21 protein-coding genes are annotated in these 22,923 nt (G+C 64.3%); 10 read left to right on the top strand and 11 right to left on the bottom strand.

Features of this window, described 5'->3' with window-relative positions; genetic code table 11:
* The first annotated feature begins 23 nt into the window (after positions 1-23).
* Genes H0P51_RS24405 through H0P51_RS24380 form a run of 6 tightly spaced genes read left to right on the top strand, consistent with a single transcriptional unit; the run spans position 24 to position 7,673 of the window.
* A complete protein-coding gene (locus H0P51_RS24405; RefSeq protein WP_246398193.1) occupies positions 24-1,181 on the top strand; it encodes an amidohydrolase family protein in 1,158 nt (385 codons plus the stop codon).
* On the top strand, positions 1,178-2,401 hold the full coding sequence (locus tag H0P51_RS24400) for a M24 family metallopeptidase (RefSeq protein WP_180915390.1): 1,224 nt from the start codon (positions 1,178-1,180) through the stop codon (positions 2,399-2,401). The genes H0P51_RS24405 and H0P51_RS24400 overlap by 4 nt, the downstream gene beginning before the upstream one ends.
* A complete protein-coding gene (locus H0P51_RS24395; protein WP_180915389.1) occupies positions 2,391-3,509 on the top strand; it encodes a M24 family metallopeptidase in 1,119 nt (372 codons plus the stop codon). The genes H0P51_RS24400 and H0P51_RS24395 overlap by 11 nt, the downstream gene beginning before the upstream one ends.
* A gap of 2 nt (positions 3,510-3,511) precedes the next feature.
* The gene (locus tag H0P51_RS24390; protein WP_180915388.1) at positions 3,512-4,486 is read left to right on the top strand and encodes an enoyl-CoA hydratase/isomerase family protein; all 975 of its coding nucleotides are present in this window, start codon (positions 3,512-3,514) and stop codon (positions 4,484-4,486) included.
* Entirely contained in the window at positions 4,432-6,873 is a 2,442-nt protein-coding gene (locus tag H0P51_RS24385; protein ID WP_180915387.1) for a CaiB/BaiF CoA-transferase family protein, read from the top strand. The genes H0P51_RS24390 and H0P51_RS24385 overlap by 55 nt, the downstream gene beginning before the upstream one ends.
* Entirely contained in the window at positions 6,870-7,673 is an 804-nt protein-coding gene (locus H0P51_RS24380; RefSeq protein ID WP_180915386.1) for an SDR family NAD(P)-dependent oxidoreductase, read from the top strand. Before H0P51_RS24385 ends, H0P51_RS24380 begins: the two co-directional genes overlap by 4 nt.
* Positions 7,674-7,721: 48 nt before the next feature.
* Here the strand turns inward: H0P51_RS24380 and H0P51_RS24375 are convergent, their stop codons facing one another.
* The 4 genes from H0P51_RS24375 to H0P51_RS24360 form a co-directional block, all read right to left on the bottom strand.
* The gene (locus H0P51_RS24375; RefSeq protein ID WP_425489093.1) at positions 7,722-8,558 is read right to left on the bottom strand and encodes an SDR family NAD(P)-dependent oxidoreductase; all 837 of its coding nucleotides are present in this window, start codon (positions 8,556-8,558) and stop codon (positions 7,722-7,724) included.
* A gap of 21 nt (positions 8,559-8,579) precedes the next feature.
* A complete protein-coding gene (locus tag H0P51_RS24370; RefSeq protein ID WP_180915384.1) occupies positions 8,580-9,419 on the bottom strand; it encodes a mycofactocin-coupled SDR family oxidoreductase in 840 nt (279 codons plus the stop codon).
* Between the two features lie 23 nt (positions 9,420-9,442).
* Entirely contained in the window at positions 9,443-10,645 is a 1,203-nt protein-coding gene (locus tag H0P51_RS24365; RefSeq protein WP_180915383.1) for a cytochrome P450, read from the bottom strand.
* A gap of 218 nt (positions 10,646-10,863) precedes the next feature.
* On the bottom strand, positions 10,864-11,517 hold the full coding sequence (locus H0P51_RS24360; protein WP_180915382.1) for a TetR/AcrR family transcriptional regulator: 654 nt from the start codon (positions 11,515-11,517) through the stop codon (positions 10,864-10,866).
* A gap of 200 nt (positions 11,518-11,717) precedes the next feature.
* Between H0P51_RS24360 and H0P51_RS24355 the strand changes: the two genes are divergently transcribed.
* A complete protein-coding gene (locus H0P51_RS24355; protein ID WP_180915381.1) occupies positions 11,718-12,893 on the top strand; it encodes an acyl-CoA dehydrogenase family protein in 1,176 nt (391 codons plus the stop codon).
* Positions 12,894-13,031: 138 nt separating this feature from the next.
* Here H0P51_RS24355 and H0P51_RS24350 read toward each other — a convergent pair whose 3' ends face one another.
* Genes H0P51_RS24350 through H0P51_RS24320 form a run of 7 tightly spaced genes read right to left on the bottom strand, consistent with a single transcriptional unit; the run spans position 13,032 to position 18,737 of the window.
* Complete coding sequence (locus H0P51_RS24350) at positions 13,032-13,826, bottom strand: acyl-CoA dehydrogenase family protein (RefSeq protein ID WP_180915380.1); 795 nt, start codon at positions 13,824-13,826, stop codon at positions 13,032-13,034.
* A 4-nt stretch (positions 13,827-13,830) separates the two neighbouring features.
* Positions 13,831-14,934 (bottom strand): acyl-CoA dehydrogenase family protein, encoded by a 1,104-nt coding sequence (locus tag H0P51_RS24345; RefSeq protein ID WP_180915379.1) that lies wholly within the window; start codon positions 14,932-14,934, stop codon positions 13,831-13,833.
* On the bottom strand, positions 14,931-15,365 hold the full coding sequence (locus H0P51_RS24340) for a nuclear transport factor 2 family protein (RefSeq protein WP_180915378.1): 435 nt from the start codon (positions 15,363-15,365) through the stop codon (positions 14,931-14,933). The genes H0P51_RS24345 and H0P51_RS24340 overlap by 4 nt, the downstream gene beginning before the upstream one ends.
* Complete coding sequence (locus tag H0P51_RS24335; RefSeq protein ID WP_180915377.1) at positions 15,355-16,563, bottom strand: metal-dependent hydrolase family protein; 1,209 nt, start codon at positions 16,561-16,563, stop codon at positions 15,355-15,357. Before H0P51_RS24335 ends, H0P51_RS24340 begins: the two co-directional genes overlap by 11 nt.
* Before the next feature lie 3 nt (positions 16,564-16,566).
* Positions 16,567-16,893 carry a hypothetical protein gene (locus H0P51_RS24330; RefSeq protein WP_180915376.1) on the bottom strand — a complete coding sequence of 109 codons (327 nt, stop codon included), beginning with the start codon at positions 16,891-16,893 and terminating at the stop codon, positions 16,567-16,569.
* Positions 16,874-18,166: an aromatic ring-hydroxylating oxygenase subunit alpha gene (locus H0P51_RS24325; protein WP_180915375.1), complete on the bottom strand. Its 1,293-nt coding sequence runs from the start codon at positions 18,164-18,166 to the stop codon at positions 16,874-16,876. The genes H0P51_RS24330 and H0P51_RS24325 overlap by 20 nt, the downstream gene beginning before the upstream one ends.
* Positions 18,167-18,170: 4 nt before the next feature.
* Positions 18,171-18,737 carry a carboxymuconolactone decarboxylase family protein gene (locus H0P51_RS24320; protein ID WP_180915374.1) on the bottom strand — a complete coding sequence of 189 codons (567 nt, stop codon included), beginning with the start codon at positions 18,735-18,737 and terminating at the stop codon, positions 18,171-18,173.
* Between the two features lie 278 nt (positions 18,738-19,015).
* Between H0P51_RS24320 and H0P51_RS24315 the strand changes: the two genes are divergently transcribed.
* The 3 genes from H0P51_RS24315 (at position 19,016) to H0P51_RS24305 (ending at position 22,846) form a co-directional block, all read left to right on the top strand.
* Positions 19,016-20,314: an amidohydrolase family protein gene (locus tag H0P51_RS24315; protein WP_180915373.1), complete on the top strand. Its 1,299-nt coding sequence runs from the start codon at positions 19,016-19,018 to the stop codon at positions 20,312-20,314.
* A gap of 123 nt (positions 20,315-20,437) precedes the next feature.
* Entirely contained in the window at positions 20,438-21,604 is a 1,167-nt protein-coding gene (locus tag H0P51_RS24310; RefSeq protein WP_180915372.1) for an acyl-CoA dehydrogenase family protein, read from the top strand.
* Positions 21,605-21,697: 93 nt separating this feature from the next.
* Positions 21,698-22,846: a thiolase family protein gene (locus H0P51_RS24305; RefSeq protein ID WP_180915371.1), complete on the top strand. Its 1,149-nt coding sequence runs from the start codon at positions 21,698-21,700 to the stop codon at positions 22,844-22,846.
* The last annotated feature ends 77 nt before the right edge of the window (positions 22,847-22,923 follow it).

Below are 22,923 nucleotides of genomic sequence, written 5' to 3'. Positions count from 1 at the left end.
CAGAAGTATTCGAGAGGTCAACGATGACAAGCACGCTTTACCCACCGAAAGGCTTTGGCGCACCCAAGGATCGCAAAGGTCACGCCCTCGACAGCAACGTTGGCCTGCCCGCCGGGACCGAGGTGTTCTCCGCCGACAATCACATCTCGTTGGCCTCCGACATCTTCTACGAGCGCTTTCCCGAAAACCTCAAGGACAAGGCACCGCGAATCTGGTACGAGGACGGTGCATACCAGGTTGGCCGCAAGGGTCAGTCGTTCCTGCCGGGTGACTTCAGCGCAGTGCTCATGCAGTACGATGATCTGCCTGGGGCTGCCAGCACCAACATCGAGGCCCGGATTCAAGAACTTCGCGAGGACGGCGTCGACAAAGAGCTTGCCTTCCCGAACGCCGTCCTGGCACTGTTTCACTACCCGGACAAGGCACTTCGCGAGCTCACCTTTCGTATCTACAACGAGTACATTGCGGAATTGCAGGAGAAGTCCAACGGCCACTTCTACGGGGCTGGCCTGATCAACTGGTGGGATCCGGAAGGTACCCGAAAAACGCTATCCGAGCTCAAGTCGCTGGGGCTCAAGACGTTTCTGCTCCCGTTGAACCCGGGCAAGGATGACGACGGAAACATCATCGACTATGGCAGCACCGCGATGAGACCGGTGTGGGACGAGATCGAGGCCGCCGGGCTTCCGGTCACGCATCACATCGGGGAGACGCCGCCGAAAACCCCCTGTCAGTTCAACAGCGTGGTGGTCGGCATGATGATCAACATTGACGGCTTTCGCGAGCAGTTTGCGAAGTACCTCTTCTCCGGCATCCTCGACGATCACCCCGGCCTGCGAATCGGCTGGTTTGAAGGTGGGATCGCTTGGGTCCCATGGGCTTTGCAAGACGCCGAGCATCTAGTCGCCTCCTACCAGCACATGTTCAACCGCCCGCTTGAGCACGATGTTCGCTATTACTGGGACACCCACATGAGCGCCTCATTCATGGTGGACCCGCTGGGCCTGGAGTTGATCGACCGGATCGGCGTGGACAAGGTGATGTGGTCCAGCGACTACCCGCACAACGAAAGCACATACGGCTATTCGGAGAAGTCGCTCGCGGCCGTCGTCGAGGCCGTCGGGTCCGAACAGGCGGTCCGGATTGTCAGCGGCAACATCCGTGAATTTCTGGGCCTATGAGCACGATCACCGACCGGTTAATCATCCCGGAGACCCCCGACCTAACCCGGCTGCGCCGCGAGACCGGGGCGCGGCTCCGCGCGGCGATGACCGACCGGGGTGTCGATGCCCTGATCCTGCTGGGCAATAACGCCGTCGTCTACGCGACCGGGACAAGTTGGCCGCTGGGCGATGCCGGGCTGTCCTACGTCGAGCGCCCGGTTGCGGTAGTCCTCGTCGACGACGACACGCCGCACCTGTTCCTGCCGTTCCGGGAGGGTGCCGCGCAGGAATCGGACCTGCCGTCAGATCACCGACATGGACCTGTCTATCTCGAATTCGACGAGGGCGTTTCAGATTTCGCGCGCAAACTGGCAGAGCTCATCCCGGTGGGAGCGACCGTGGCGGTCGACGAATTCACCGGTGCCATGTCTCGGGCGCGGAACATACTGTTCCCCAACGGTACTCCGGTGGACGCCGCGGCTGTGGTGAGTGCCGCCAAGGCGGTCAAGACACCGGATGAACTTTCCTGCATCCGCACCGCGGTCCGGATCACCGACCAGGCAATGCTCGAAGTGCAGCAGGCATTGGCGCCCGGAATCCGCCAAGTTGACCTGTCTGGTCGCTTTCTGCGCCGCGCCTTCGAACTCGGGGCCATGGCCAGCATGCTGGAACCGATCTGGCAGGTGATGCCAAATAGCCGGGCCGAGGGGGTGTGGACCACGCATGGCGACCTGGCTCTGCCCCTGCTGAGCACCGAGCGGGAGCTGGTCCGCGGTGACGTGCTGTGGACCGACGTCAGCATCACCTACCAGGGTTACTGTTCGGACTTCGGACGGACCTGGATCGTCGGACAGGACCCGTCGCCGCGTCAGCAGGCGCAATTCGACCAATGGCGCCACATTATGGATGCCGTGCTGGGCGTTGCGCGCGCCGGGGCAACCGCAGCCGACCTGGGTCGCGCTGCCACTGCCGCCAACGGCGGCGTCCGGCCGTGGCTTCCGCACTTCTACCTCGGTCACGGCATCGGCGTCAACGCCGCCGAGATGCCGATGATCGGAACCGATCTCGGCGACGAGTTCGACGAGAACTTCGTGCTGCAATCAGGCATGGTGCTGGTACTCGAGCCGGTGGTCTGGGAGGACGGGACCGGCGGCTATCGCAGTGAGGAAGTCCTGGTGATCACCGAGGAAGGCTCGATGAAACTGACCGACTACCCCTACGCCCCCTATGTCGACTGAGGTTCTGGCCGACGACACCGCGCTGCGGCACGGTCGTCGGGAACGCGCGCTGGCCCAGATGGCCGAGCACGACCTGGACGTGCTAGTCCTGGGCAGGCAGGCCAACATTCGGTATATCACCGGCGCACCGCAACTCTGGGTGGCCGGGACCCGGCCGTTCGGCCCGAGCTGCGTGCTGGTGCGCGCGACAGGCGCTATCCACCTGCTCAGTACCTGGGATGAAGGTGTGCCGGAAGATATTCCGCACGAGAACCTGTACGGCATCTCCTGGAATCCGGTGAACACCGTGGCGGCGCTTCGGCGCATCGAGGGTGCCGCCACCGCCCGCCGGGTCGGAACCGACGCGCTCTCACCCAGTTTCGCCCAGCTGCTGCCGACAGCGTTTCCCGACGCCGAGCTGGTGGATGGGGAGCTGGCTATGCGTGCCGCGCGACGGATCAAGACCGCCGACGAAATCCGGGCGCTGCGCGAGTCGATCAAGGTTGCCGAGATGGCGCTGTCCGCGGCGGTGTCTGAGCTGCGGCCGGGAATGGACGAGACGAACCTCGCTGGCGTGCTGTTAGAGGCGTTGGCGGCCGGCGGCGTGAGCACTCCGTCGAATCAGGATGTGGCGTGGGTAACTTCGCGTGAACATCCCTGGCGTCGTGCCGGCGGCGACGGTCGTATTCAGTCCGGTGATTTGGTGGCGCTGTCGTCGGGAGTGGTGGCCGGCGGCTACGTGGGTGAGGTCGGCCGAACCTGGCCGGTCGGATCGGTGCCGGGCGTGGCCGAGGTATTCGGTCGCTGGGGCCGACTGTGGGACAAGCTGATTGACGCATGCCAGCCCGGAGCGCCGGCCGCGGACCTGCTGGCCGCTTATCAGGCCGCGGGAGAGCCATTGCCGGCGATGCCGGTGGCCCGAGGTCTGGGGATGGGGTTCGACCCGCCGGTGGTCTCGGGGTCGCTGCCGGACACCGCGGCGGTGGAGCGACTGCAGCCCGGCATGGTGCTGGCCGTCACGGGGTATGTCTGGAAACCGGAAGTCGGCGCGGTGTTCGGGCGCGAAGCGGTGCTGATAGCGCCTGACGGGCCGGAAGTCCTTACGACCAGTCCGTTTTGGCGCGGCTGAACATGGCCGCCAAAGCGGATCGCAAGGCGGGCAAGATCATCCGATATGACAAGGACATCACCACCCGCATCGCCACCATCACCTTCGACCGGCCGGAACAGCTGAACGCACCTACCATTGCCGCGCGGCGGCGCTACGCCGATCTGCTGCACCGCGCCAGCCTCGACGACGACGTCAAGGTGGTGGTCATCCGCGGCGCGGGGGAGGACCTGGGCTCCGGCGCCGATCTCGAGGAGTTCATGCAGGCCAAGAATGCTGCCGACTCAGGGCCGCTGCTCGCCGAATTCGGCTTGGGCACCGAGGATGTCAGGTATCCGCCGAAGGACACTTTCCGCCACGGAGCGGCGATAGGGCAATGGTACGCCAACCCGAACTCGGGCATTCGGGGCCTGCAGGACTTCAAGAAGATCAGCATCGTGGAGGCCAAAGGCTATTGCTACGGCTGGCACTTTTACCAGGCCGCCGATGCCGACCTCGTGATCGCCAGTGACGACGCGCTGTTTGGGCACCCGTCGTTTCGATACTACGGTTGGGGCCCCCGGATGTGGTGGTGGGCCCAGACGATGGGCATCCGCAAGTTCCAGGAAATGGTCTTTACCGGAAGGGCTTTCACCGCGGCGGAGATGTACGACTGCAACTTCCTCAACAGCGTGGTGCCTCGCGACCAACTCGATGCCGAGGTGGCGAAGTGCGCGTTGGCTTGCGCCAGCAATCGGCCCACCGACACGGTCTTCCTGCAGAAGACGTTTTTCGAGGTGATGAAACAGTTTCAGGGCGAATACCTGGGGAGTGTGCTCAGTGGAGTGTTCGAATCGATGGGCGGCGGGATGCGGCCCGACGGTGGCACCTTCTCCCTGGCCGCTGCCGTCGACCGGGGCCTGGCCGATGCGGTCAAGGACAACGACAACAAGTTCCCGCCCGAATGGCGACTGAGCAAGAAGGCGCGCAAGGCCGATGGCGGAAAGAAGAAGCGGTAGTGGCCGAATCTCCGTTGACGGGCTTCGCGGTGATCGACTTCTCCAGCGGGATCGCCGGTGCCTACTGCTCTAAGCTGCTCGCCGACGGCGGCGCAGATATCGTGAAAATCGAATCACCGGAGGGTGATCCGCTGCGGACATGGTCGGCGTCGGGTGCGCGCATCGAGCCGGGTGCCGACGGCGCGTTGTTCAGCTTTCTGGCGGGGTCGAAGCTTAGCGTCGTCGCCAATCCGGCCGACGATGCCGACCTCGAACTTGTTGAGACGCTGCTGGCCTCCGCCGACGCTGTGGTGTGGTCGGGCGGATCGAAAGTGGCCGAGCACCAGTCGTTTACCCCGGAGCAGATTCGGGACCGGCATGCACACCTCATCGTCACGGCGATCACACCGTTCGGTCGGCTCGGACCGTGGTCGCAGCGCGCGGCCACCGAATTCACCCTGCAAGCCTGGTCCGGTGGCATCATCGGGCTTGGCCGAGGGGTTGCCGACCGCGCCCCGGTGTTCGTCGGCGGCCAGGTCGGCGAGTACCTGGCGGGCGCCTACGCCAGCGCCGCCACCCTCGCGGCACATTTTGCACGCCACGGACGGCTGATCGACCTGTCCATACTGGAGGCCGAGATCCTGGGTCTCACTTACTATCCGGTGACCTACCACGAGATGCTCGGCCGACCGTGGCGCGATACCCGGCGTCGGACCGTGCCGGGAGTCGCCGCCGCACAGGACGGGTTGGTGGACCTCGGCTGCGGCACCGCGCAGCAATGGTTCGACCTGTGCGCGATGGTCGGGCACCCGGAGTGGATCGACGAGGACTCGCCGCTGTCGATCACCGAACAGGCCAACGTGCACGCCGACGAGATCTACGCCTGGGTGCGCAGTCACTGCGTCGACGACATCCGCGAACTCGCCAAAGCGTTCCGGATACCCAGCGCCCCAGTCGCCAACGGCGCCAATGCTCCGGCGCTGGACCATTTCGTGGCACGCGAGAGCTTCCAGCGCAATCCCCGCGACGGATTCACCCAGCCCGGCCATCCCTACCGGATGTCACCGGCGCGACTGCGCCCACCGGGCCCGGCGCCCCGACTCGGTGAGCACAACACGCGGCACCGGCGCGTTCAGCCGCCCCGACAAGCGCCAGCCACATCCGCAAAGAGCCTGCCGCTGAGCGGGCTTCGCGTGCTCGACATGACAACTTTCTGGGCGGGCCCGTCCTGTACCCACTTCTTGGCGATGTTGGGCGCGGAGGTGATTCATGTCGAATCCACCCGGCGGCCCGACGGCACCAGGTTGATCGCGGGCATACCGGTCGCCGAAGAACTGTGGTGGGAGAAGTCGCCGATCTTCGCGGCGCTGAACACCAATAAGAAAGGTTTGACACTCGACCTGCAGAATCCGCGTGGCAGAGACCTGCTGCGCCGGCTGATTCCCACCTGTGACGTGATCGCGGAGAACTTCACGCCGAGGGTGCTGGATCAGATCGGGGTGGATTGGTCGGCGGTGCAGGATCTTCGGCAGGATGCGGTCCTGATGCGGATGCCTGGCTTCGGGCTGGACGGGCCGTGGCGGGACAACCCGGCCTTCGCCTACGTCATCGAGTCGGCTTCGGGAGTGAGCTGGTTGACTGGCTACCCTGACCTCACGCCCTTCGAGCCATACTCAGTCGGCGACCCCAACGCTGGCATCCACGCCGTCAACGCGCTGCTGCTGGCTTTGGAACACCGGCGCCGGACCGGGCAGGGAGTGCTGGTGGAAGCGGCGATGGTGGACGCGGCGCTCAACGTCGCCGCCGAACAGGTCATCGAATACTCCGCCTACGGCAGGCTGTTGGAACGCGCCGGCAATCGCGGGCCCACGGCGGCCCCGCAGAACCTCTACCGCACCAACGAAATCGACGAGTTCGGTCGCCTCGACAGCTGGGTCGCCATCGCGGTCGCGACCGACGAGCAGTGGTGCGAACTGCGAAGGGCGCTCGGATCGCCTTCGTGGGCTACCGATCCGACGCTTCGCACCGCCGCGGGCCGCCGTGCACAACAGGGCCGGATCGACCAGGAACTTGCCGAATGGTGTGCGCAGCAAACCGGCGATCAGATCGTGGCCGCGCTGTGGGATGCCGGCGTCCCGGTGGCCAAGGTCATGCAGCCGCATCGCCAGACCGAACTGGCCCAACTGGCGGCACGGGGTTTCTTCGAACTTGTCGACCATCCGGTCAACGGCCCGGCACGGCTCAGCACCGTGCCGATGCGGCTGTCTGAGGGTCCGGACCGATTTCACGTCCAGCCCGCACCTCTACTGGGACAACACAACCGCGAGTTGCTGGCCGAGCTGGGCGTCGATGAACGCGAGATCGCCGAGCTGGAAGCCGACGGCGTCATCGGACAGGCACCCGCATGATCGACCCTTCCGACATACTGCTCACCGGCCGCGTCGCGGTGGTCACCGGTGGAGGAACGGGCATTGGTCGCGGTGTGGCCGCGGGCCTGGCGGCATTTGGCGCGAAAGTGGCTATCTGGGAACGCAACCCGGAAAGCTGCCACGATGCGGCCGAATCGAGCGGCGCACTAGGAGTCACCACCGACGTGCGCGACAGCGGTCAGGTCGACGCGGCACTGCAGCGCACGATCTCCGAACTCGGTGTACCGACGATCCTGGTCAATAACGCAGGTGGGACGTTCTCCTCGCCGCTGCTGGAGACGAGCGAAAACGGTTGGGATGCACTGTATCGCGCCAACCTGCGGCACGTGCTGTTGTGCACCCAGCGGGTTGCGCGAGAGTTGGTCGCTGCTGGCCTGCCCGGCAGCATCATGGCGGTAACCTCCATTGAGGGTGTACGCGCCGCACCGGGTTATGCGGCCTATGCCGCCGCGAAAGCCGGGGTGGTGAACTACACCAAGACCGCCGCACTGGAATTGGCTCGGCACGCCATCCGGGTTAATGCGATCGCCCCCGACATCACCATGACCGAAGGTCTGGCGCAGCTCGCAGGACAGACCGCCACCCCATCCGTGGGTGCCGTCGTGCCCTGGGGTCGTGCCGGTGATGTCGACGAAATCGCAAGCACCGCAGTATTTCTCGCGTCGGGGATGTCGACGTACATCACCGGTCAGACCATTCACGTCGACGGTGGTACGCACGCCGCCGGCGGCTGGTTCCGTGATCCGGTCACCGGCGAGTACCGGCTGGGGCCTGCTTAGTCAGATCGGCGCTGTCCGGTGAGTGGTGGACCACCCGCCGGTCCGATCCTAGTGTCGCCAGCCCTCGGCGGCCTGCTCGTCGAAGGTGCGGTCGATGCGCTCGAAGCGGCGGCGAATTGAGGCGCGGGAGGCTTCGTGGGGTAGCACGTACAGCCGGTTGGCCAGGATAGCGTCGGCGGTGAGGCGGGCGAACTCCTCGACGTTGACGGTCTGGTCCTGCGCCGGCAGCGGCCCGAACGATCCGGTCACCTCCGGCGTCGAGGCCAGCCCGTAATCCGCACCGCGGATTCGTTCGGAGTTGGACACCAGCTTGGTCTCGATGACCATCGGGCACAGCACCGAGACGCCGATGCCGTTGCCTTTCACCTCGCGGGCCAAGGTTTCGGCCAGGGCAACGACGCCGTATTTGGCGACGCCGTATGCGCCCAGTCCGGCGTTGGGCACCAGTCCGGCGAACGACGCGGTGAATACGAGGTGACCACCGTTACCTTGGTCGAGCAGCCGCGGCAGGAACGCCTCAACGGCATGGATTGAGCCCCACAGGTCGATGTCGATCACCCAGCGCCAGTCTTCGTGCGTCATCTCCGCGATCGGGCCCGCCACCACGATGCCGGCGTTGCTGAACACGACGTCGACCTGGCCGAGCAGCCGGAACGACTCGTCGGCCAAGCGCACGACCTCCTCGAGGTGCCGGACATCGCACAGCACGCCGTGCGCGTCGAGCCCCTGCCCGCGCAGGTGGGCGACGGACTGCTCCAATCCCGGTCCGTCGACGTCGGCAAGCACCAGTCGGGCGCCACGGCGGGCGAACTCGGTGGCGGTAGCCAACCCAATCCCGCTCGCACCGCCGGTGACGACCGCTCCGCGCCCCTCGAAGCTAGAAATTCCGTCCATACTGACGGAACCCTATTTCAAGCAGCTTCCCGCATCGACAGGCAGGGTGACCCCGGTGATGTAGCGGGCTTCGTCGGAAGCGAGGAAGAGCACCGCATTGCTGATGTCCTGTGCGTCCACCCACGGAACCGGCAACGTATGGAACATCTGGCAGATTGGGGCCATGTCGTCAGGGCCCGGGTTCTCCAGGTCCGGCCGGAACATCTTCCATGTTCCCTCATTCATGATCATGCCCGTGCTGACGTGCGTGGGATGCACGGAGTTGACCCGAATCATGTGGTGTCCCAATTCGACCGCGAACGAGCGCATGATGCCGACCACGCCGTGCTTGGCGGCGACGTAGTTGCCGCAGTGCGGGTAGGCCTTGAGCCCGCCGACCGAGCTGGTCAGGATGATCGAGCCACCGTTGCCGCCCGAGACCAGATGCGGTACACCGGCTTTCACCGTCTTCCAGACGCCGGAAAGGTTGACGTCGATCATCTCCTGCCAGTCGTGTTCGCTGCACTGATCCAGGGTGTCCCCGCCGTTGCCGATGCCCGCATTGGCAACGATGATGTCCAGCCGACCCAATTGCTCCACGCCGGCGTCCACGGCGGCCTTCAGCCCGTCGTAGTCGCGCACATCGACCTCGGCGGTGAAGATCCGTCGATTGAGACCTTTGACCAGATCGGCGGTTTCGGCCAGATCTTCGGGCGTCGCCGCCGGGATGGGGCTGGTCTCCACGACTCGCTTGCAGACGTCGACGGCAATGATGTCGGCGCCCTCCTGCGCCAAGCGAACCGCGTGGCTGCGGCCCTGACCGAGCGCGGCCCCGGTGACGAAGGCGACTTTGCCTTCCACACGACCTGCCATGATTACCCCTTTTCTTAAGTGATTCAGCCGATTACGGCCGGCATGGTTTCCCAACCCCGCACAGTGGACGTCGGGGAAAGCTTGGCCTCGGTGAGGTCGACATCCCATTCGGGGAAACGCTTCAAGATCTCCTCGAGTGCGATGCGGCCCTCCAGGCGTGCCAGCGCCGACCCGAGGCAGTAATGGGTGCCGACGCTGAACGTAAGGTGCTGGCGCGGCTCGCGACGGATGTCGAAAACGTCACCGTCGGGCGGGAATTGGCGATGGTCACGGTTGGCCGCACCAATCAGCATCATCATCACGCTGCCCTCGGGCACGGTCTGGCCGTAGTAGTCGACATCGCGGGTTACGTATCGTGCCACGTGCGGAGCCGGCGGTTCGTAGCGCAGTAGTTCCTCGACGGCCGCGGGAATCAGCGCCGGGTTCTCGACCAGGGCGCGCCGCTGATCCGGGTGTTCGGCAAGAACTTTGCCGGCCCATCCGATCAGCCGAGTGGTGGTCTCGTTGCCTGCCCCGGACACCACGGTGACGTAGGTGAGCAGTTCGTCACGGCGCATGCGGCGTACGGTGCCGGTCTCGTCCTCGAACTCGGCGTTGAGCAGCTCGGTCATGATGTCGTTGGACGGATGCTCGGCGCGCCAGTCGATGTACTGACCGAAGAACTCGCCGTTGAGCATGTTCTCGGCCGAGACCTCCATCGGCTTGCCCGCCTCGGTTCGCATCTGCGCGTTGGCGAAATCCCTTGCGGCTTCCTGATCTTCTTCGGGAACACCCAGCAGCATGCCGATCACCCGCATCGGCATCTGTGCGCCGAGATCGGTGACGAAGTCGAATCTGCCGGTGTCGATCAGCGGATCCAAACTGCGAGCACAGAATTCACGGATTTTGGGCTCGAGGTCGTTGATCTTGCGTGGCGTGAACATGCGGGACAACAACTTGCGGTGGATGTCGTGCACCGGCGGGTCCTCGAAGATGAGCACCCCCGGTGGCATGTCGATGTTGGCCCGGATGAGTTCGAGAATTGCGCCCCGAGCAGAGCTGAAGGTCTGGTAGTCGACGAGCGCGTCGTCGACATCGGCGAACCGACTCAGCGCGTAGAAGTCGTGCTGCTCGTTGTAGTAGAGCGGCGACTCCTCCCGTAGGCGCCGAAACATCGGGTAGGGGTCGGCATTGAGTTCGACGTCGTAGGGGTCGAAATAGACATCATTGGCTGCGCTTACTGTCACGGGAAATTGCCCTCTCGCCGGAACCGCGCTCTCCCGTCCCTCGCGGGTGCGCGTTCATGCCGCCCCAGAACTCTGTCATCACCCACCAATGAGTGTCAACGTGGAATCCGTTTCGGCTATTTATGATTCTTGATATCGGAGAATAGCATTCTCGCACAACCGTTGACGTGCGATATTCGCACATTGTCGAATTTTGTGGCCGAGTGTCGGCCGGCGAATTATTTGCCCGCGAATCCGCGTGAGCAGAAGTCCCAAACCTCGTCCGCGGAGATGGGTTTGACCGTCGCGTCGTCGGTGCCACCGCTGGATTGTGCGATGAACATCACGGTCTGCATGGTCATGGCGGCCGCCCGTTTGGGGTTGACGTCGGCGCGCAGTTTGCCGGCCGCGGCCGCGGCCTCGGTGAGTTCGGTGAGCAACGCCAACAGCGGCGCGTGTGCGACCTTGACCTCTGTGGGATGGGTAACTAGCAAACGCGGCGCAAAGTCGGTGAAGAGTGGCCTTTTGGCCGTCGGGTCCGGGCGGGACGCCTCATAGAGCAATTCGACGGCGACCTTGAGTCGCTCTAGGGGATCGGTATGGCTTTCGGTGGCGGCGCGGATCTGATCGGCCGAGCGGCTTAGGGCGTCTTCGAACAGAGCTAGCAGCAGCTCATGCTTGCCGTCGAATTGCAGGTAGAAGCTGCGCAGCGACTGTCGCGAACGGTCCACGACCTCCTGGACGGTGAAGTCGGTGCTGCCCTTTTCGATGATGATCGCCTGCGCGGCGTCCAGGAAGCGCTGGACGCGCTGCGCTGCACGCAGTTTCGCGGTTTTGATGGACCGCTCTACGGCGCGCTGCTTCCAGGCGGGTTCTTCGCTGGGGGTCGTCACGGGCGGCTCGGCAGGCTGCCGCGGGGTGAGAACATGGTTGGACTGTACCGGAGAACGCCGTGCCATCGGTGCGCTCGACCTCCTCACGGACGATGTCTTGGAGATTGTAACTTCCTCACGACGAGAATACTATTCTCTTAGACGCGTGTTTGGGAAGCAGATTTGCGAGAGCCGAGCATGCGAAGGTTGGAAGGAACCCCGTGCAGCTCAGTTTTGACGCCGACGTCGAGGAATTCCGGGCGGAATTCGTGGCATTCCTGGACGAGCATCTGCCCGACGAGGCCGAGGGATTCGAGCGCCCGCGATCGTGCTCTCATCTTCCGAAGTGGGCGGCCCGCTGGCAACGGACGTTGTTTGACCACGGCTGGCTGCTACCCGGCAACCCGCCGGAGTTCGGTGGCCGCAATGCCACCCTCCTTCAGCAGTACGTGTATGCCGATGAGCTGGCCCGCCGCCGGATCTATCGCAGCTTCAACCCGCAGGGCGTCGGCATCATCGCGGCATCGCTATTGTCGTTCGGCACCGAGGAACAGAAGCGACGCTGGGCCGTACCGATCCTGCGCGCCGAGATCACCGCTTCACTGGGGATGAGTGAACCCGGCGCGGGCTCAGATCTGGCATCGCTGAAAACCAGGGCGGTGCCAGACGGGGATCACTTCGTGGTCAACGGGCAGAAGGTCTGGACCTCCGGCGCGCACGACGCCGACGTGCTACTCACGTTCGTCCGCACCAACTCTGACGCGCCAAAACACAAAGGCATCAGCGTATTTCTGATCCCGACCGACACCCCAGGCGTGGTCCGTCGGCCGTTCGCGTCGGTCTGTGACCATGACGACGTCGAATTCAACGAGGTGTTCTTCACCGATGCGCGGGTGCCGGCCGAGAACCTGGTGGGCAAGCTGGACGACGGTTGGCGGGTGGCCACCGGGTCGCTGGGCCATGAACGAGCCATGCTGTGGATGGATTACGCCAACCTGTTGGACCAGATGGCGATTGATTTCACACCGCACGGGGTTGTGGAGCGCGACCGCTACGCCACATTGGTTATGGACGCGCGTGCGATGCAACTGTTGGGATCCGCGGCGATGGCGAAAGCCGCGCGCGGCGAGGAAGATGTGCCGGCGCAGTCGGTGCTCAAGCTTTTGGGGTCAGAGGCCCTACAGCGCGCCTCCGAAGATGCGTTGAATGCCAGTGGCGCAGCCGGATTGGTTCATCCGGCGATTACCGCGCCATTCGCTCCGCTGGACCTGGATGCTCACTCGGGCAGTTGGTTCGACCGGTACGCACGCAGCTTTGCCGGGACCATCGCCGGCGGCACATCCGAGATCCAGCGCAACATCGTCGCCGAGCGAATCCTCGGACTCCCGCGCGGCTAATCTTCACCCCGCCTTCTCCCACGTCTCCGGACCGTCTCCCCATCGCCTCCGCGACTGTGACTTCCACGACACTGTTACGGCGTGTCGCGTCGTAAGGTTCACTCTCGCGAGGCAAAAGAGTAGGCGCGTGGCCGCGAGCTATAGGTGCGCCAGGCGGGGCGCAGATCCCCGCTCGCGCACGATCGCGCCCGCCTCCCGGGTGAGCTCGTGCGAGCTCCCGAGCAACCCGTCGAGCACCAACGCCCGCTTGATGTGCCGGTGCAGTTGATGTTCGGCGGTGAAGCCGATGCCACCCAGCACCTGCTGGCAATGCCGGGCCGCGGTAAGAGCGGCTTGGCCCGCAGCGGCTTTGGCGAGCAGGCTGGCTAGGTCGTCCGGATGGTCCGAGGCGACCTGTAATGTCGCCTCGGCGCCCTCGACGGCCACGAATGTTTCGGCCAGCCGGTGCCGTACCGCCTGGAAAGAAGCGATGGGACGGCCGAATTGGACGCGGTCCAGCGCATGTTGACGAGCCAGCGACAACATAGCCCGGCCGCAGCCGACGAGCCACCAGCCCAGGGCCCGCCGCCCGGCAGCCAGCGGGACCGAATCGCGCTGTGCCACACGATGTATTGGCAGATCGCCACCCAACGTGGACGCGACCTGGTCGCTGCGTTCCCAGACCACCCACGACCCGCCGGCATAGGGCATCGGCACGGTTCCGCCACCCGGTAGCCCGGCGGCCCGCAGCACCACATCGTTGAGCAGCGGTGCCTGCGTACCCGTTTCTCCTAGCAGCTGGAACACCAAAGGAACTGCAGTATCAGGGATTTCGTCGAGCATGTCCAGCCAGCCGAGCTCGGCCAGTGCGCCGTCGAGCTTCGCGCCCGACGAAGACAGCATCGCCGAACGCAGCGACTCTGTTATCAACTGCAGCTCGGGGTCGGCAGTCATGCGCTCACTCCTTGCCGAGGTCGAGCAACCGGCGGGCGATGATATTGCGCTGGATCTCCGCTGTGCCACCGTAGATGGTGGCCGCTCGGGAGTACAGGTACTCCGGGCGCCACGCGGTGTCGTCAAGTTCCAGCGTCCCGGGCAGCAGGTCGCGAACTGTGTCGTAGAGCTTCTGCTCCGCACCCGCCAACAGCACCTTGTCGATGGAGGTGTCTGGCCCCAGTCGAGTCCCGCCGGCCAGTCGGTGCTGGGTGACACGCGACCGGCAGCGCAACGTGTGCAGCGCGAGATATGCTGCGCCCAAGGAGGTATCGTCACGCTCGACGGCCTGTTCGATCAGCGCGTCAAAGCGGGAGTAGAGGTACGCGATGCGCTGCCAGAAGCAGGTCGATCGCTCGAAAGGCAGCAGGTCCATCGCCAGCCGCCAGCCGTCCCCGGGCCGCCCGAGCATGCGGCGGGACGGGATTGGCACGTCGTCGAAGTAGACCTCGCAGAACTCGTCGACGTCGTGCATGGTGCGCAACGGACGCACCGTGATGCCCGGGGTGTCCATGTCGACGAAGAACGCGGTGATCCCGTCATGGCCGGGGGCAGTGCGGGTGAGCAGTATGCAGCGGCTGGAGTACTGCGCGAAGCTGGTCCAGACCTTCTGGCCGTTGACGATCCAGTTGTCCCCATCCTGAACCGCACGTGTCGTCAACGACGCGAGATCACTGCCGGAGCCCGGCTCGGAGAAACCCTGGCACCACTGCTCGCGGCCACTGAGCAGCAACGGCACCATCTCGGCGGCGAGTTCGGTTGGGGCATAATCGATCATCGTGGGGGCCAGCACCTCGAGCATCGAATATGGCCCCGGTTCGGCCAGGCGGCGGCCGACCACTTCCTCCCCGACAACGGCGCGCAGCAGGGCGGGTCCGCCGAGGCCGCCGACCTCTACTGGCCAGCCGTAGCGCATCCAGCCCGCATCAAAGAGCGCTTCGCTGACCCGGCCGAACTGCCGCATATGGCCCTGCAACGAAAGATCGGGTCCGGGCGTCAGGTCGTGCTCGTCGAGCCACGCGCACAGGTCCGCGCGGAATTGCCCGACGTCAACCGGTGCTGATGTCACGGGGTGGGTCGGCCCACCGCGTGCGGGCGGCCCGAGTCGTGCACACCGCTGCGCCGAATAAAGGTCATAGCACGGGTTTTCAGCCGCCAGCCGTCGGGGGTCCGCAGGTAGGTGTCGCGGTAGTAGCCGATCCGCATGTCATGGGCGGAGTGTTCGATGAAGCACAGTGGTTGCGTCCCGGTCGCCGTGTCACCATCCAGGTTTTCCACCAGGGAGGTGCCGGTCATGAACAGCCCTTTGGGTGCGGCGGCGACCAACTCCGGGAATCTATCCAGTGTGTAGGTGTCGCCGAACGCACTGTAGGTACCGTCCGGGGTGAACACACCGATCAGTCCGTCGATGTCGCCCTGGGTGATGGTCACTGCGTAGCGGGCGAGCAGCTGCTGGATCTCGACCAGATCGTCAGTTCTGGTTGGCTGGTTACTGGACAAATACCTTGCCGCCTTTCATGACAAAGCTGACGTTTCGAGTAACGGTGATGTCGTCCAACGGGTTTCCCGGCACCGCAATGACGTCGGCGAGCATACCCTCGGCCAGCTTGCCCAGATCGCGGGAATTGATCAGCTCGGCGGCGGTCACGGTCGCCGCCCGCAGCACCGCCAGCGGTGGCAGACCCCACTCCACCAGGGTGACGAGTTCGTCGGCGTTCTTGCCGTGCGGAATTGCGGGCGCGTCGGTGCCCACCGCGATCTTCACCCCGGCCTCGTAGGCCGCCAGAATTGAGATGCGCGACTTCGGAAACATCTCGGCCGCCTTGGCCTGCAGCTCGGGTGGGGCGTGCGAGACGTCCATGCCCTCGGCCAGGCGCCGGGTGCTGACCAGGAACGTGCCACGCTCAACCATCAGGGCGATCGCCGCGTCGTCGATGAGGAAGCCGTGCTCAATGCAGTCGATACCGGCCTGCACCGCGTGCTTGACGGCATCGGCACCGTGCGTGTGTGCGGCCACCCGGAGCCCGCGCCGGTGTGCCTCGTCGACGATGGCGCGCAATTCTTCGTCTGAATAGTGTTGTGCGCCTGGTGGTCCCGTCAGCGACATGACGCCGCCCGAGCAGCAGACCTTGATCAGCTGGGCCCCGTGCTTGATCTGGTAGCGCACCGCCCGGCGGATCTCGTCGACACCGTTGGCGATGCCCTCCTCGATCGTCAGGTCCAGCACGTGCGGTGCGAACGCAGCGAACATGGTCGGGTCTAGGTGCCCGCCGGTGGGTGTGATCGCGTGTCCGGCCGGCACCACGCGCGGCCCGTCGATCCAGCCGGCGTCGATCGCCTTGCCCAGTGCCACGTCGAGCAGGTAGCCACCTGTCTTGACGAACAGCCCGAGGTTGCGCACCGTGGTGAACCCGGCGCGCAACGTGCGGCGAGCATTGCCGACGGCGCGCAGCACCCGGGTCGGTGGATCGTCCTGCACCTGGGATAGGCCCGGCTTCTCGCCGCGCCCGCCCATCAGCAGGTTGACTTCCATGTCCATCAGACCGGGCAGCAGGATCTGGTCACCGAGATCGATTGTGTCGCCTTCGGGTTCGCCACCGACGCCGACGATCCGGTCACCGTCGATGCGCAGGATGCCGGGCCGGACGATGTCGCCGGACTCGACGTCCAGCAGGCCGGCCGCTCTGAGCGTGAGCACTGCTCAGATCACCGGTTCCTGAAGGACTTCCACCCAGGCCGCACCGCTGTCGGGAACCCGCGGTTGCTTCCAGGCCTCGATCGGGAACGACACCATCACCAACGACTGCATGATGTGCATCAGAGACTTTGCGTCGTCGGGCAGCTCGTCCAGCGGGAACTTGTCGCAGTAGGAGATGACATCGTTGAGAAGTGGGAAAGCGACGTCATAGAACTCCTGCATCTCGGCCATTGTCGAGGCTAGCCGTTTGGCGTAGCGCTCCGGCTCATGGGCCAGGTCCCAGTCCAAATACGGTTCCAGCGCCGCGAATTCAGACGGTAACTTTGCCATTGTTCTGGCGCTCCTTAACCCAGTTGTGTACGTAGTCGCCAGTTATCTTGTGCAAGTGGCGAATCAGGACTTCCTGGTCGCACAACAGGAACTCCTTCACAGCCCGGGTCCCGATCATGGTTTGGGTCGCTTCCAGGGTGTTGGCGTCCTGCAGCGCGTACTCCTTGAACGTCACCGCAGCCAGCTCCTGGGCCAGGCGTTCCCGTGCGTTGCGCGGTGGGACGAAATACAGCACCGCCTCGAAGATGTGCTTGTCCACCGCGGTCGGCCAGTAGTGGTAGGTGAGGAACCAGCCGGGCTCCCAGATGAGCAACATGAAGTTCGGGTAGAAAAGCCACGAGTCGATGCCCCACTGTGGCACCCGCTTGATGTTGACGCCCTGGGGCAGCTCCAGTTTCTCGATGATCTCAGGTTTGTCCCACGGTCCGAACAGTCCGCTGCGCAGCACCTGGTCCATCGGCTTGACCATGGACATGTCCGGTGGCGGTGCCTGACCGCCCCAGGTCGACTGCAGGCTGTGCGGACCGGCCAACTCGTAGTGCAGCGCCTCGTAGCCGAACTTCTGGATCTTGGCGGCTTCTTCCTTTGTGTACTGCCCCTGGTGCAGGATCGGCGCGTGATAGAACTCGACGAATGCGTCGATGAACAGCTTCCAGTTGCTGCCGACTTCGGCCCGGTAGGAGTAGGTCTCCGTCATCTCGCCGAAGGGGTAGCCCTCGATGCTCTTGGCCAGCGGACCAAGGTAGTCGACCAGGGGCGCCGCGTTGTTGTCGAAGTTGATGAAAATGAAGCCTTCCCACACCTCGCAGCGGACGGGCGCCAGGCCGTACTGGCCCTTGTCGAGATTGAAAAACTCGCCCTCCTGCTGGACGAAGGTAAGGTCGCCGTCCAGGCTGTACCGCCAAGCGTGGTACTTGCAGGTGAACTGCCGGCAGGTGCCGGAGGTCTCCTCGTTGGGAAAGTCGTTCCACACCAACTTGTTTCCGCGGTGGCGGCAGACGTTGTGGTACGCCTTCACCGAACCGTCCTTAGTCTTGACAATGATCACCGAGGTCCCCGGGCCGGCAGAGGGCAGTTCCCGGGTGAGGTAGCTGCCGGTTCGCGGCAAACGGTTGACCCGGCCGACGTTGAGCCACTGCTTGCGAAACACCGCTTCGCGCTCGGCCTCGAAGAATGACGGGTCGATCGAGTCGCTGTAGTCGACCGGATCGGTGCCCAGTTCGGGATAGTTTTCGGTCCAGCTGCCGGCGGCTGGCTTGGGGAAATGGGCCAACGTCCTACCTTTCGTCTTCAGTCTCTGTCGTCTGGTGGGTCTTTTCGACCTGAACGCCAAAAGTGTTGAGCGCCATAGCCAACATGATGTAAGAGCCGACAGTGAACACGTAGTCCATCCGCTGGCGATCGTCGAGGCGGCTGCCCAGCGCGGCCCAGGTCTCGTCGGACAATCGAGATTTCTCGTCGAGTTCATCGACCCCGACGAGGACGGCACGCTCGAAGTCGTCGCCGACCCAAGTGTCGCCACCACCTCGCACGGCTTCGATCTCGTTGTCGGTCACGCCCTCTCGCTTGGCCAGATCGACGTGGTGGTTCCACTCGTAGGCGCAATCGCGCCGGTGCGCGGCCCGCAGGATGGCCAGTTCGCGGATGCGCGGCGGCAGGGTGGAGGTGAATAAGAGGTGGACGTTGAACCGGAGGAATGCCTTGGTCAGCGCGGGGTGGTTGACCAAGGTCGCCAGGACATTGGAGGCGTCGCGCGGATTGCGGCGCTCCGCGGGCAGCATGACGGCCAGTGCCTGGTCGACAGATTCGTCCCACTGGTCGGCGGGCAGCGGAGGCAGACGCATCTACCTGGGTTCCTCTCGATCAAAGAGAATCATATTCTCATTTACAACTAACAGACTTGCACGAATCGCTCGGTAGGTCAATCCTGGCGCGGTGGGACGCCCTGCGGCTGCTCGTGGGCCCGCGGCGGCGGGGGATGTAGCGGCCCCGGTGGTGCGCGGGGCGCCTATGCTGGATGTTGATTCTCGCTTCGTGAGAAGCTAGTTTTCACATATAGCGAGCTTTGCGTAGGTGGTGCTGCCGCGCGCTCGGATGGACCCGGATTGGAAGGGAACAGCCCATGAACAAAGAGGACATGATCCTGATCAGCGTGGACGACCACACCGTCGAGCCGCCCAACATGTTCAAGAACCATTTGGCCAAGAAGTACCAGGATGACGCGCCGCGCCTGGTGCACAACGCCGACGGCTCGGACATGTGGAAGTTCCGTGACACGGTCATCCCGAACGTCGCCCTCAACGCCGTTGCCGGCCGGCCGAAGGAGGAGTACGGCATCGAGCCGACGGGGCTCGACGAGATCCGGCCAGGCTGTTACAACGTCGACGAGCGCGTCAAGGACATGAATGCCGGCGGCATCCTGGCGTCGATCTGCTTCCCGTCGTTCCCCGGTTTTGCGGGACGCCTGTTCGCCACCGACGACCACGACTTCTCAATCGCGCTGGTGCAGGCTTACAACGACTGGCACATCGACGAGTGGTGTGGCGCCTACCCGGCGCGTTTCATACCCATGGCGATCCCCGTGATCTGGGATGCCGAGGCGTGTGCCGCCGAGGTGCGCCGGGTATCGAAGAAGGGCGTGCACGCGCTGACCTTCACCGAGAACCCAGCGGCGATGGGCTACCCCAGCTTCCACGACGAGTACTGGAAACCGTTGTGGGAGGCTTTGGTGGACACCGACACCGTGATGAACGTGCATATCGGGTCCTCGGGGCGGTTGGCCATCACCGCGCCGGATGCGCCGATGGACGTGATGATCACACTGCAGCCGATGAACATCGTCCAGGCCGCCGCCGACCTGTTGTGGTCGCGGCCGATCAAGGAGTACCCGGACCTCAAGATCGCGCTGTCCGAGGGCGGAACCGGCTGGATTCCCTACTTCCTCGAGCGCGCGGACCGGACCTACGAAATGCACTCCGCCTGGACCCACCAGGATTTCAAGGGCAAGCTGCCCAGCGAGGTCTTCCGCGACCACTTCCTGACCTGCTTTATCAGTGACAAGGTCGGCGTGGCGCTGCGCAACATGATCGGCATCGACAACATCTGTTGGGAAGCCGACTATCCGCACAGCGACTCGATGTGGCCCGGTGCGCCGGAAGAACTGTGGGATGTGTTGTCTCTCAACAATGTTCCCGACGACGAAATCAATAAGATGACGCACGAAAACGCTATGCGCTGGTACTCGTTCGACCCGTTCACGCACATCAGTCGCGAACAGGCGACGGTAGGTGCGCTGCGTAAAGCCGCCGAGGGTCACGACGTGTCGATCAAGGCGCAGGGGCACGAAAAGGACAGTCGAGGCGGCTCGTCCTTCGCGGATTTCGCGGCCAACGCCAAAGCACTTACCGGGAACAAGGACTGAGGGTCCAGTACCTCGGCGAGCAGACGCAAAAGCACCCAAGCCGACGGCGTGTCGGGTGCCTTTGCGTCTGCTCGCGCATGAGACTCGCGCATGAGAAAGGGCCCGCGCTGAGAAAGGTGCGCAATGGAGTTTGAGCTCACCGAGGATCAGGAGCTGATCCGCCGGTCCGTGGCCGAGTTGGCGTCCAAGTTCGACGACCAGTACTGGATGGAAAAAGACCAGGCACACCAATTCCCGACGGAGTTCTACCGCGCTATTGCCGACGGTGGCTGGCTGGGCATGACGATCCCGACTGAGTACGGCGGCCACGGCCTCGGCATCACCGAGGCGACCATTCTGCTCGAGGAGGTCGCCAAGTCCGGTGGCGCCATGAACGCCGCCAGCTCCATCCATCTGTCGATCTTCGGCATGCAACCGGTGGTGGTGCACGGGTCCGACGAACTCAAGGCCCGCACGCTGCCGTCGGTGGCAACCGGGCAGACCCACGTCTGCTTCGGGGTGACCGAACCTGGAGCCGGGCTTGACACCTCGCGGATTACCACGTTTGCCAAGCGCGACGGCGACCGTTACGTGGTGAACGGGCGAAAAGTGTGGATTTCCAAGGCAATGGAGTCCGACAAGATCCTCCTGCTGACCAGGACTCAGTCCTACGACGAGGTCACCAAGAAGACCGACGGTATGACCTTGTTCCTGACCAACCTGGACCGCAGCCGCGTCGACATCCGGCCGATCCGCAAGATGGGCCGCAACGCCGTCAGCTCCAACGAGCTTTTCATCGACAACCTCGAGGTGCCGGTCGAAGACCGGGTTGGCGAGGAAGGCAGGGGTTTTCAGTACATCCTGGACGGCCTCAACCCAGAGCGGATGCTGATCGCGGCAGAGGCGTTGGGAATCGGGCGGGTCGCGCTGGAGAAGGCGGTCAAATACGGTAACGAGCGGGAGGTCTTCGGCCGCCCGATCGGCATGAACCAGGGTCTGCAGTTCCCGCTGGCGGACTCGCTGGCCCGCCTCGACGCCGCCGAGTTGATGCTGCGCAAGGCTACTTGGCTCTATGACAACGGCAAACCCTGTGGGCGTGAAGCGAATACGGCCAAGTACCTGTGTGCCGATGCCGGGTTCACCGCCGCGGACCGGGCGCTGCAGACCCACGGCGGCATGGGCTATGCGGAGGAGTATCACATCACCCGCTACTTCCGCGAGGCCCGGCTGATGAAAATCGCGCCGGTCAGCCAGGAGATGATTCTGAATTTCCTGGGATCCAACGTCCTGAAACTGCCGCGCAGCTACTGACGTAGTTTATTAGTCATCGAACGTGTACTGGCGGCGGTTTTTTCGCGTCTTTCGGTCCCTGTGCACGCTCGGCTAGCGAGAGGCAGGCAGAACATGCGCGAAGCGGTAATTGTCGAAGCCGTGCGCACCCCGGTGGGTAAGCGCAACGGCGGGTTGTCCGGCATGCACGCCGCCGACTTGTCCGCGGTCGTCCTCAACGAACTGCTGGAACGCACCGGGGTCAGCCCGGAGATCGTCGACGACGTGATCTGGGGTTGCGTGTCCCAGATCGGAGACCAGTCCAGCAACATCGGACGCTTCGCCGTGCTGGCGGCCGGATGGCCGGAAAGCATCCCGGGCACCACGGTCAACCGGGCATGCGGATCCAGCCAGCAGGCCCTCGATTTCGCAGTGCACGCGGTGATGTCGGGCCAGCAGGACGTCGTGGTGGCCGGCGGTGTCGAGGTGATGAGCCGCGTGCCGCTCGGGTCGGCCCGGGCGACGGGCATGCCATACGGGCCGAAAGTGCTTGCTCGCTATGACGATTTCTCGTTCAACCAGGGATTGTCGGCGGAGCTGATCGCCAAGAAGTGGGGGCTGTCCCGCACCCGCCTGGACGAGTTTTCAGCGCAGTCCCACGAACGCGCCGCAGCCGCGCAGGACGCGGGCGCTTTTGTCGATCAGATCGTCCCAGTTTTCCCGGGGGAAGCGTCCGTCATCGACACCGACGAAGGGGTGCGGCGCGGCACCACGGTTGAGAAGCTGGCCGGACTCAAACCGGCATTCGCCGAGGACGGGGTGATCCACGCGGGCAATTCCTCGCAGATATCCGACGGTGCAGCCGCGCTGCTGGTGACCACGTCCGAATTGGCTCTGGAGATGGGTTTGACGCCGATCGTTCGGTACCGCGCCGGAGCGGTCACCGGGGCCGATCCGGTGCTGATGTTGACCGGTCCGATCCCAGCGACCGAGAAGGTGCTGGCCAAGTCCGGCATCAAGCTGAGTGACGTGGGAGTCTTCGAGGTCAACGAGGCCTTCGCACCGGTGCCGTTGGCGTGGCTTGCCGAAACCGGCGCGGACCCAGATCGGCTCAACCCGCTGGGCGGCGCCATCGCGCTAGGCCACCCGCTGGGGGCCTCCGGCGCGGTATTGATGACGCGGATGATTCATCACATGCGCACCAATGGGATTCGCTTCGGCCTGCAGACCATGTGCGAGGGCGGCGGCACGGCGAACGCGACGATCGTCGAACTGGTCGGCTGAATTCGAGCCCGAAACGGGTCTTGCCACTGTTGGCAAACCAACCTACTGTGTGTTCAGTAGGTTTAGTCGCAGCCCAT

Origin of the sequence: Mycobacterium vicinigordonae, assembly GCF_013466425.1 — a bacterium.
Lineage (GTDB): Bacteria > Actinomycetota > Actinomycetes > Mycobacteriales > Mycobacteriaceae > Mycobacterium > Mycobacterium vicinigordonae.
Note: the sequence above shows the minus strand (reverse complement) of the source record. Positions and strands in the feature narration are given on the sequence as shown.